Raw genomic sequence first — 11,654 nt, 5'->3', positions numbered from 1 at the left:
CTCACACTGGTTAGCAGAAAAATACTCACCGTTGTGAACATAACAATAAGGACAACAAGATGGCAGGATTCGATAAAGTCGTCCACAGCTATGACGAAGCACTAGCAGGACTGAATGACGACATGACCATTATGGTCGGCGGCTTTGGTTTGTGTGGTATTCCTGAGGGCTTAATTAACCACATGGTTAAATTGGGTGTAAAAGGCTTAACCGCCATTTCAAACAATGCGGGTGTTGATGATTTTGGTTTAGGCTTATTGCTTCAACAACATCAAATTTCGACCATGATAGCCTCTTATGTTGGCGAAAATGCCACCTTTGAACAACAAATGTTGTCTGGTGAGCTTAATGTCATACTCACGCCACAGGGCACATTGGCCGAGAAAATCCGTGCTGGCGGCGCCGGTATTCCGGCATTTTTCACCGCCACCGGTTACGGCACGCCGATAGCTGACGGCAAAGAAACCCGTGAAATTAAAGGTCGTCATTACGTATTAGAAGAATCATTAACGGCAGATTTTGCTTTAGTTCGCGCGTGGAAAGCCGACACCATGGGTAATTTAGTGTTCCGTAAAACTGCCGCCAATTTTAATCCAATGATGGCTACCGCAGGTAAAATTACCGTCGTCGAGGCAGAAGAGATTGTTGAACCAGGCGAACTCGATCCAGACCACATCCATACACCCGGTATTTATGTTGATCGCGTCATCAAAGCCAGCTTTGAAAAACGTATCGAACAACGTACCGTCAAAGCTGCGAAATAAGGGAGATAACACCATGGCATTGACCAGAGAACAACTCGCCCAGCGCGTAGCAAAAGAATTACAAGACGGCTTTTACGTAAACCTTGGTATTGGTATTCCAACCCTTGTGGCTAACTATATTCCACAGGGCATGCAAGTCATGCTGCAGTCTGAGAATGGCTTATTGGGTATGGGTGAATTCCCTACCGAAGAGACAATTGATGCAGACCTTATTAATGCGGGTAAACAAACGGTTACCGCTGTACCTGGTGCATCATTTTTTTCATCGGCAGAGAGTTTTGCGATGATCCGTGGCGGCCACGTAGATCTTACCGTACTAGGTGCATTTGAAGTTGATGTTAACGGCTCTATCGCTTCATGGATGATCCCAGGCAAGCTGATTAAAGGCATGGGCGGCGCAATGGATTTAGTCGCTGGTGCTGATAATATAATTGTCACCATGATGCATGCCGACAAACACGGCAACTCAAAATTATTATCAACATGTGAGTTACCGTTAACCGGATATGGCTGCATTAAACGGGTGATGACCGATTTAGCCTTTATGGAAATTAAAGATGGCGCATTTCATTTGCTCGAACGTGCACCAGGCGTAACAGTTGATGAAATTGTGGCTAAAACTGCGGGTAAGCTTATCGTGCCAGAACACGTGCCCGAAATGACATTTTAAAATTTAAGTGTTATTTGCAAAAAGCCCGGTTTTTACCGGGCTTTTTTAAACATTATTCTTCAGTTGGGATAACCAATACATTGCTGCGCATTCGACTTAAAATGGCTTCAGCAGTATTGCCAATCATTCGTCCTAACAACCCTTGGCGCTGCCTTGCTCCTACTACAAAATATTGGCTTTTTAAGCGGCAGGCTAATTCAAATAAACACAACTCTGGCTCACCAGTAATAATGTGCATGCAATCAGCATCAACACCCATTTCAGCAATTTTTTGTTTGTGCTCCGCATACGCTTTTTTCACCAGGGCATTAATATCAAGCAAATCCATATCGCGCACAATTTGCGGAATTCTAAGTACGTAAGCCACATGTAGCTTTGTCCCCGTCGCTTTAGCAAGCTGTTTTCCATGGGCAATCACAGCATCATTAAGGCGCTGTTTCGCAAGGTTTCTGGTGCCTAGGTCGATTGAGATTAAGGTCGTTTGTCCATTATTGAGTGGATTATTGGTGAGCAATAATAAAGGCACTGTCGTATGGCGAATAAGCTGCCAGTCGGTCGGTAAATAATGGTCGGCATGGTGAACCGCTTTAACTATTAAATCAAAACCATGACACTGCGCATGGCTACAAGCATGTTCAAAAAGGTACTTACTCCAAATCACATGCAATGGCACATCTTCAGCATCGAGCGTATCTAAATGGGCTTGTAATTGTTTTTCTCGTTGAGTCATTAAGGCTTTTTGAGCCACGCCCGCTAACCTTGGGTTATCACGGTCGGCGCCACTTAAATATGCATAAGTATAAGCAAACACTTCGGCTTGTTTATTTAATTGCTTCGCTAATGCTAACCCGTGAGCAATAGCATCAGTGTGGGCTCTTTCCATTTGAGCAATAACAAACATTTTGTTCATTTAAATCTCCTTATGGGCGTGTTAATGATTAATGTTGTGTCCTAGGTCCTATATATTTTTCGCATATCAATATTGTCGCGATATAAGAGAAACAGTACCCCATCACCTCAACATTAACGACTGCAACATACGCAATAACATTCTCAATAAAACGTGAACTAACAACTATCTTTAGCTTAGCCAATAGCGTAACTTTATGCATAAGTATCGATACAAAAATTGATCAACATCAACTTTGTTAGATCAAAATAATCAAACACATATTGCCCAACTTAAGGAACATGGGATGGCAATAGACAGCTTTGTAATGGCGCTTTTTATCATTCTAGTTAGCGGCCGCTTATTAGGTGAATTGAGTGCACGATTAGGATTTCCGAGCGTGGTGGGAGAAGTCACCGCGGGGATTGTTATTGGCCCGTCACTGCTCAATTGGGTTACGCCACATAGCACCTTAGCCATCATTGCCGAACTCGGTGTGATATTGCTTTTATTTGATATCGGCTGCGAAACCTCAATCAAACATCTGGCTAATTCTGGCCGTAAAGCAATGCGTGTGGCGTTACTCGGTATTGCGATGCCGTTATTGGCTTGCGGTATCGCCAGCATGTATTGGCTTTCTATCCCTCCTTTTAACGCACTATTTTTTGGCTGCGCCCTCACAGCCACCAGCATTGGTATTTCAATGCGGGTATTAAGCTTAAATAATCAAACGCAAAGTGTTGCAGGGCATATCATTCTTGGCGCTGCCGTTATCGACGATATCGTCGGGGTGATTTTATTAAGCGCGCTGTTTAATTTTGCCTCATCAGGCGAGTTTTCTATTGGCTCAACCTTGATGCTATTTGCCATGATTGCTGCATTTATTATCCTTAGCCCGCCGTTAGTGAGAAGCATTATTTATGTAACTCGTTGGCTGCACCTTAAAGCCAGTATTCCGGGCTATGAAGTCATGGTTGTGATGGCATTAATTTGTCTATTTGCTTGGTTAGCCCACTGGTTTGGCACGCCAGCCATTTTAGGCGGTTTTGCCGTAGGCATGGGCTTATCAAGACAATTCACCTCTCCCTTTAATCGGTATCTCAAAAACCCATATGCTTTTACCTATAAACTTGAAGAATCAGCTAAACCATTAGTGCAATTATTCAGCCCTATCTTCTTTGTCTATGTAGGAATTAGCCTGGATATTAGTCAGTTAGATTTAAGCTTAATGGGGATACTATTATTGCTTGGATTAACGTTCATTGCTGTTGCGGCCAAGTTTATTGCAGGACTGACAGCCAGTTCTAATTGGCAAGAAAGGTGTATTGTCGGCTCTGCGATGGTTCCCCGTGGCGAGGTAGGACTCGTATTTGCTGAAATGGGCCGCCAGCTTGGGGTGATTCACCCGAAAGAATTTGCGATTTTAGTCATGGTGATTGCTTTAACGACACTGATTGGGCCGCTAATGTTAAAATTGACCTTACGTCGACAATCCAAGTAAATACTGCCGTTATTTAAGAATATATTGCAGTGTTTTATCTAAATGACATCATTTTAATCTGCAGTATCTCCCCTAACCTTCATATCACCCCTCAGTTTATAAGCCAACTTGCGCACTCATTTTATGGCGCATTTAAGATATTAATAGACCCGACTTAAGCCATTTTGTTTTCGCTCACCTATGATCTTTTACCACTAAATATGGGTATCAATGTTCACAGTCAATTCATCGTGACGTTAACGCCTAACAAATAAGTTTACGCTTACGTAAAAATAATACTGAGTTTTTACTCGAAATTGGGTATGTTATGTGACTAACAAAACAAACATCGGACCAGTGACAATTACCTCGGTCACCCAAACCGTAAAAGCAATAACCAACCAAGGAATGACTTATGCCTATTTACCAAGCTCCTCTGCGTGATTACCAATTCATTTTGTCTGAATTGCTGAACATCTATCAACAAACTGATTTACGTGGTTTTGATGAAATAGATGCCGATCTCACTGACGCGATTTTGCAAGGCGTTGCAGACTTTACCACCGACATTATGCTGCCACTGAATGCCAGCGGTGATTTAGAGGGCTGTAAACTGGTTGACGGAAAAGTCATTACACCAACAGGTTTTAAGCAAGCTTACAAACAATATGTAGAAGATGGTTGGGCAACATTAACATGCGACCCTGAATTTGGTGGCCAAGGCTTACCTGAGGTTATTGGTACATTTGCCACCGAAATGAAAACAGCCACTAACATGGCATTTGCAATGTACCCAGGGTTAACCCATGGTGCATATTCAGCAATTCATGTACATGGTAGCGATGCGCTTAAACAAAAGTACCTCGCCAAATTGGTGAGCGGGGAATGGACTGGCACCATGAACTTAACCGAGTCTCATGCCGGGACTGATTTAGCCTTACTGCGCACAAAAGCCGTTTCTGTGGCTGATAATGTATATGCCATAAGCGGAGAAAAAATCTTTATTTCATCTGGCGATCATGACTTAGCCGACAATATCATTCACTTAGTATTAGCTCGACTACCCGATGCACCTGATGGCGTAAAAGGGATTTCGTTATTTGCCGTACCTAAGTTTTTAGTCAATGCCGATGGCAGTTTAGGTGAAGCCAACACATTAAGTGCTACCGGTTTAGAGCACAAAATGGGCATTCACGGTAATTCAACCTGTGTGATGCATTTTGATGGTGCAATAGGTGAACTCGTTGGCGCGCCACATCAAGGCCTAAAAGCCATGTTTACCATGATGAACCAAGCGCGTTTAGGTGTTGGTATTCAAGGCTTAGGCGTGTCAGACATTGCTTATCAAAACGCATTAGTTTATGCCAAAGACCGTATCCAGGGCCGGGCTTTAAGTGGGGTTAAACAACCAGACCAAACCGCTGACTCATTGCTTGTGCATGGTGATGTTCGCCGTATGCTGTTGTCACAAAAGTCGTTCAATGAAGGGACTCGTGCGCTAATGGGCCAACAAGCATTATGGCTTGATCAAGCAGAGCGTCATACCGATCCTGCTAAAGCGAAACAAGCCTCTGCACTTGCCGCACTATTCACTCCCATTGTTAAAGGGTTTGTTACCGACCAGGGCTTTAAAGCCTGCGTAGATGCGCAACAAGTGTATGGCGGCCATGGTTATATTAACGAATGGGGTATGGAGCAGTTTGTCCGTGATATCCGTATCGCGATGATTTATGAAGGCACTAATGGTGTACAAGCACTTGATTTAGTTGGCCGTAAATTACTGGCAGATAAAGGCGCTGCATTAACGCTATGGTCCGGCATGGTCAAAGAGCTCGTGCAGCAACATGCTACTAATGATGCAATGAAACCTTATCTTGCTGGGTTAATGGATGCGGCGGGCGATCTTGAAAAAGCCACCGGATTTATTGTGCAATCAGCCAGTAAAAACCCCGACTTAATTGGTGCGGCATCAATGGCTTATATGCAGTTATTCGGTATTTGTGCCCTTGCCTGGATGTGGACTCGTGTTGCTGCAACATCATTAGCAGCGATAGAAGCCGGTACCGAAGAGACAAGCTTTTACCAAGCTAAACTAAAAACAGCACAGTTTTTTATGAGTTATTGGGGGAGCCAAACTCGTAGCTTACGCAAACAAATTGAATCTAGTAGTGCTAATATTGTTGATTTCGCCGAAGCCGATTTTTAATAACGGTATGTTCCGGTAAAAACCGTAAAAAAGCCGCTTCAATACAATTGAAGCGGCTTTTTTATAAAATAAAACTTAACCAAATACGAACGACAATTAGCTAAACCTTAATCCCACAAAAACTCACGAAAATGCTTACGGCAAACTGACTCATAGCTTTCATTCCCGCCAATAGCAACCTGCTCACCTTCACGCATCGGCTTACCTTCATGGTCCAGTCTTACCACCATGTTTGCTTTACGGCCACAATGACAAATCGTTTTAAGCTCAACTAATTTGTCTGCCCAGGCTAATAGATATTGGCTACCGGGAAACAGTTCACCTTGGAAGTCATTACGCAGCCCATAACACAACACGGGAATATCCATATTATCGACCACATGTGTTAACTGACGCACCTGTTCTTTACTCAAAAACTGACTTTCATCGACCAGTACGCAATGGATTTTTTTCTCATCATGAGAAGTCGAAATAAGTTCAATTAAATTATCATTACTACCAAATACCTGCGCATCTGTTTCAATGCCAATACGGGATGACACTTTGCCGACACCATAACGATTGTCTATCGACGCCGTCATCACTAGGGTATGCATCCCGCGCTCACGATAATTATAAGAAGACTGCAGCAATGAAGTCGATTTACCGGCATTCATCGCCGAATAATAAAAGTACAGTTGCGCCAAAATTTAGTGTCCTAATCGTTGGTCAATTTATGCGGCTTATAGTAACTGGTTTAACATGCTAACAACAAACAAAAATGCCGTATTCGTTATGAATACGGCATTTTTTAATACGCAACGTTTATGAGGTTTGAATCTAAGCTTGAGATTACTTTTTAGCCCAAAAATGCAGTATCACAACACTCAACACAAACAACACTGCACAACTTATCAGTCCTGCCACTAGCGATGCGGTATACCCTAAAACAGTATAACCCACTAGGCTGATAGTCGCAGCGATGAGCGCATAAGGTAATTGCGTCACAACATGGTCAATATGATGACAACTCGCCCCCGTTGATGACAAGATAGTGGTGTCCGATATCGGCGAACAATGATCGCCAAATACCGCGCCAGACAACACAGCGGCCAACATAGGTAACATCATGGTGCTGTCACTGCCCATCGCCATATCTGCAGCAATCGGTAGCATAATTCCAAAGGTCCCCCAACTGGTCCCAGTTGAAAATGCTGTTACGCCCGCTAATAAAAATAACCCTGCAGGTAATAGTGCAAAAGGAATATTGTCGGTGGCTAAGCTCGCCATATATTTACCGGTTTCAAGCTCGCCAATCACACCTGCAATCGTCCAAGCAAACAATAAGATATAGACCGCTGGTAACATTGAAAGTGCACCAACTCGCATGCCCTGTAATAACATCGACCATGCCACTTTTTGCTTAATAGCAAGCACTACAGTAGCAATAAAGCCCACAATAGAACCAAAAAAGAGTGATGAGCTGACATCGGTATTTTCAAATGCACCTAATACACTAAAAGGTAACTCACTTGACGCTAATGCATCTGCACCGCTAGACACCATAAAATACACCGTCGCAAACACTAATATCGCGATAGGTAAGAATAAACCAATCACTTTACCTGTATCGGCTTCAGGTAAGTCAGCTGTTGCCCCTGGCGGTTGGCCTTTAGATTCGTCAAATAAATCGCCACGAAGCGCATTTAACTCATGCTGACGTAAAGGCCCAACGTCTAAGCTAAATGTTGCTACGCATAAAAGTAACAATAACGAAATAAGTGCGTAAAAGTTCATTGGGATCATTTGTATAAACACACTCAAATGACCTGTATCAGCAAAACCGTGCGCCGTTAAAATACCGCCGATTAATGCAATAATGTAAGCGCCCCAGCTAGAAACCGGAGAGATAACGCATATTGGCGCTGCGGTCGAATCAAGAATATAGGCAAGTTTTGCGCGAGAAACATGATAACGATCAGTGATAGGACGAGAAATTGAACCAACCACTAAACTGTTAAAATAATCGTCAATAAAGACCACGCACCCCAAAAACATGGTCATTAATTTAGCGTCACGCTTATTGCGAATACGCAATTTAGCCCAATCAGCAAACGCACGTGCAGAACCACTCACGGTAATTAATGCAGTAATCATCCCTAATACAATTAAAAAGCCTAAAATGTAGACGTTCCAACTATTCAGTGCTGCATCTTTCCACACTAACTGACTCACCGTTGTCGCAATATATTCACCACTGCTAAGCAATGAAAAATCAGTCAATAATAACGCACCAAAAATAATGCCTACCCCTAAAGAAAGCAGGACTTTACGGGTTAATATGGCCAGCGTAATCGCCACAACAGGTGGCAAAACAGACAGTGCCGAATCGGCATAACTTATTATCATAATTTATTTTTTTCTTCGTGGGATACGAATGGAGAAAAACTAGAAATAAGGCTAAACATACACAGAAAGTGCATGCATTAACATTACTAGTAGCACTCCACAGCTATACCCATTTAATATGAATATCATTTTTTATCATGTCGATAAAAACACTATGACAGTGCAGTCCCTTTCGAGAACTGCCCCAACAAATGAGGTTGATCAACTCATTTATTTCGGCATTGCATCCTTTTATGCTGAATTATCGGAATCACCCAATTCAACACGACTCTTATGCAATGCACCTCTACTTTTGCTTGTTGTAAGAACCACATTACAAAAAGCGCCAATATAAAATCATAAATGGGTCATACAGTGCTAGTAAAAAAACGCAAAAATGCTGTCTCAATAACAAAAGCACCATGTTAATCACAAGTATATAGCATTAGTTTAACGTTTTTAAATCAAATAGACACTAAGACTCTGAGTACAAAACCAACAACTGATCTATTACGGATTGGTATTCGCTGCAAAATGAGCAATAAAAAAGGTTTCTACTTAAATAAAGTAGAAACCTTTAAATAGGTGAACAGACTATCCAAAAGGTTTTGACCTTCAAGACAACCGTCGTCGCGTTAAACTAGGCCGTTTAGTGCAGGGACGGCCTCAAATAAATCAGCCACTAGACCATAGTCAGCCACCTGGAAAATCGGTGCTTCAGGATCTTTGTTAATAGCCACAATCACTTTTGAATCTTTCATACCGGCAAGATGCTGAATAGCTCCAGAAATACCGACCGCAATGTACAAGTCTGGCGCAACGATTTTACCCGTTTGACCGACTTGTAAATCGTTAGGTACAAAGCCAGCATCAACCGCCGCGCGAGATGCACCCACTGCAGCGCCTAACTTATCGGCAAGCTGTTCTAAAATAGCAAAGTTCTCACCACTGCCCATACCACGGCCGCCTGACACGATAATACCAGCATTACCCAGCTCTGGACGAGCCGATTCAGTTAACGCTTGCGATACAAACTCTGTGCGCGCAGCAATAGCCTGAGTAAGGTTAACGACTTCTGCGCTGCCGGTTGAAGCTGCAGCATCAAATGCACTAGAGCGCACTGTCATGACTTTTTTAGCATCTAAACTTTGCACTGTTGCCAATGCGTTACCCGCATAAATTGGACGAACAAAAGTATCGCTACTCACCACTTCAATGACTTCAGAAATTTGTGATACATCTAATAATGCTGCAACGCGAGGTAAAGTATCTTTACCTACGCTGGTCGCCGCTGCCAATACATGATCATAATCAGCGGCAAGTTCAACAACTAATTTTGATACATTTTCAGCCAATTGCGCGCTATATTCTGCGCTATCCGCAACCAACACTTTACTGACACCCGCAAGGCTTTGTGCAGCAGTTACCACAGCAGCACAATCATGACCGGCAACCAATACATGTACATCACCACCAATGGCCGTTGCTGCACTGACCACTTTTGCCGTATCAGTTTTTAAACTGACGTTATCGTGTTCTGCTAATACTAAAATGGCCATATTAGATCACCTTCGCTTCGTTTTTTAACTTCTCAACCAATTCTTCAACTGAAGACACTAGAATGCCCGCTTTACGATCCACAGGTGGGGTCACTTTAATCACGGTTTGATGCGCTTTTAAGCTTACACCTAAATCTGCAACCGTTAAGGTTTCGAGTGGTTTACGTTTCGCTTTCATAATGTTTGGCAATGATGCATAACGCGGCTCATTTAAACGTAAATCAACGGTGACAATAGCCGGTAAAGGCATGTTTAACGTTTGTAAACCACCATCGATTTCACGTGTTACCGTTGCCTTGTCGCCATCTAACTTCACTTCAGAAGCAAATGTTGCTTGTGGCATATCGGTTAATGCGGCAAGCATTTGGCCGGTTTGGTTGTTATCGCCATCAATGGATTGCTTACCAAACAAAATCAGTTGGGCTTGTTCTTTTTCTTGCACTGCTTTTAACAGCTTGGCAATCGACAACGGAACTAAATCCTCGTCGGTTTCGATATGTATTGCACGGTCGGCCCCTAATGCCATCGCGGTTCTTAATTGCTCTTGCACCACTTTAGCGCCCACACTCACCACAACAACTTCAGTCGCGATGCCTGCTTCTTTTAAACGAACGGCTTCTTCTACTGCAATTTCGCAAAATGGGTTTAACGCCATTTTAAGGTTTGTCGTATCAACATTTGTGTTATCAGCTTTTACCCTGACTTTCACATTGGCATCGACTACGCGTTTAACAGGTACCAATACTTTCATAGGTTTTCCTTCCTACACCTTCAATGTATGTGGACAACACACTGGCTATAGCCAATGCAAGATGGGTTCACTTTACGGCCTGTTAACGTTAACGTCAATCACATTCAAACGCTTGTTTAGATTTTTTTAGCTTTGTTAGTGGCAATCTAACTAAACATGTCATAAAGCAGATAACGAAATATACGCTCAATTATTTAAAATAATCTATTATATCGTTAATTTAATTTGATCCATTGCTCAATAGTTTCTATTATTACACCTATATTCAGTATTAATTAAAGCTATATTGATATTCAACTGAGATTAAATCTCAGAAAAATATATAATAACGACCTAAATAAACCATATGCAATACTGAAATTTACCTTGTACGTTGGACAATTTAACCTTTATCATTTTTCATTTTTTGAAAACAAATCATTAGGAAACTAAACAACATGAGTGACTTTTTAGATATTTTAACCCACGGTCGTCGCTTTAAAGCTGCAGTTAAGGAATTATCTCTTGATGATTTGCGTGACACAGCAGCTAAGCTTGAAAAAATTATTGCTGACCGCGAAGAAGAAGAGAAATTAGAACTTGAAGCAAATGCTGAACGTAATGCTCGCATTGCAGAAATTCTAGCTCAAATCGAAAACAGTGGTTTATCTATCGAAGATTTAGGTGACGTGACATCTTCACCTAAAGCAACAAAGACAAAACGCGCACCTCGTCCACCAAAATATCAAATCACTGTTGACGGTGAATTAATCCAGTGGACTGGCCAAGGCCGTATGCCAACAGTATTCAAAAACCAAATTGATAGCGGTAAAAGCATGGACCAATTTTTAATTCCTGGTATGGAATAACAATATTGGTAACAATGTAATCAAATATTAATAACAAAGGGCTTACTTAGGTAAGCCTCAGACTGCTGACAAAGCCCTAGACATTCGTCTAGGGCTTTGATCTAATAGAAGTACAGATAA

The 11,654-nt window shown here is 42.2% G+C and carries 10 protein-coding genes and 1 riboswitch; of the genes, 5 read left to right on the top strand and 5 right to left on the bottom strand.

Annotated elements, in window-relative coordinates:
- Window positions 1-59 precede the first annotated feature (59 nt).
- Window positions 60-764, top strand: coding sequence for a CoA transferase subunit A (locus IEY42_RS17895; protein ID WP_188926662.1), 705 nt, complete (start codon window positions 60-62; stop codon window positions 762-764).
- Between the two features lie 13 nt (window positions 765-777).
- A complete protein-coding gene (locus tag IEY42_RS17890) occupies window positions 778-1,434 on the top strand; it encodes a 3-oxoacid CoA-transferase subunit B (RefSeq protein ID WP_188926661.1) in 657 nt (218 codons plus the stop codon).
- A 52-nt stretch (window positions 1,435-1,486) separates the two neighbouring features.
- Here IEY42_RS17890 and IEY42_RS17885 read toward each other — a convergent pair whose 3' ends face one another.
- Window positions 1,487-2,344, bottom strand: coding sequence for a universal stress protein (locus tag IEY42_RS17885; RefSeq protein ID WP_188926660.1), 858 nt, complete (start codon window positions 2,342-2,344; stop codon window positions 1,487-1,489).
- Window positions 2,345-2,630: 286 nt separating this feature from the next.
- On the opposite strand from IEY42_RS17885, the gene IEY42_RS17880 reads away from it, so the two are divergent.
- Window positions 2,631-3,824: a cation:proton antiporter gene (locus tag IEY42_RS17880; RefSeq protein WP_188926659.1), complete on the top strand. Its 1,194-nt coding sequence runs from the start codon at window positions 2,631-2,633 to the stop codon at window positions 3,822-3,824.
- A gap of 394 nt (window positions 3,825-4,218) precedes the next feature.
- Entirely contained in the window at window positions 4,219-6,009 is a 1,791-nt protein-coding gene (locus IEY42_RS17875) for an acyl-CoA dehydrogenase C-terminal domain-containing protein (RefSeq protein ID WP_188926658.1), read from the top strand.
- A 107-nt stretch (window positions 6,010-6,116) separates the two neighbouring features.
- Here IEY42_RS17875 and IEY42_RS17870 read toward each other — a convergent pair whose 3' ends face one another.
- From IEY42_RS17870 to IEY42_RS17855, 4 genes are all read right to left on the bottom strand, one after another.
- A complete protein-coding gene (locus IEY42_RS17870) occupies window positions 6,117-6,695 on the bottom strand; it encodes a thymidine kinase (protein ID WP_188921217.1) in 579 nt (192 codons plus the stop codon).
- A 145-nt stretch (window positions 6,696-6,840) separates the two neighbouring features.
- A complete protein-coding gene (locus IEY42_RS17865; protein WP_188926678.1) occupies window positions 6,841-8,400 on the bottom strand; it encodes a Na+/H+ antiporter NhaC family protein in 1,560 nt (519 codons plus the stop codon).
- Window positions 8,401-8,479: 79 nt separating this feature from the next.
- Window positions 8,480-8,694: riboswitch (Lysine riboswitch) on the bottom strand.
- A 317-nt stretch (window positions 8,695-9,011) separates the two neighbouring features.
- A complete protein-coding gene (locus IEY42_RS17860) occupies window positions 9,012-9,935 on the bottom strand; it encodes an electron transfer flavoprotein subunit alpha/FixB family protein (RefSeq protein ID WP_188926657.1) in 924 nt (307 codons plus the stop codon).
- 1 nt (window position 9,936) lies between these two features.
- A complete protein-coding gene (locus IEY42_RS17855) occupies window positions 9,937-10,686 on the bottom strand; it encodes an electron transfer flavoprotein subunit beta/FixA family protein (RefSeq protein ID WP_188926656.1) in 750 nt (249 codons plus the stop codon).
- A 437-nt stretch (window positions 10,687-11,123) separates the two neighbouring features.
- Here IEY42_RS17855 and IEY42_RS17850 point away from each other — a divergent pair, with 437 nt between their 5' ends.
- A complete protein-coding gene (locus IEY42_RS17850) occupies window positions 11,124-11,534 on the top strand; it encodes an H-NS histone family protein (RefSeq protein WP_188926655.1) in 411 nt (136 codons plus the stop codon).
- The last annotated feature ends 120 nt before the right edge of the window (window positions 11,535-11,654 follow it).

This window comes from Shewanella algicola, from assembly GCF_014648035.1.
Classification (GTDB): domain Bacteria; phylum Pseudomonadota; class Gammaproteobacteria; order Enterobacterales; family Shewanellaceae; genus Shewanella; species Shewanella algicola.
The sequence above is the reverse complement of the archived record's forward strand: the minus strand, read 5'-3'. Positions and strand labels throughout refer to the sequence as shown.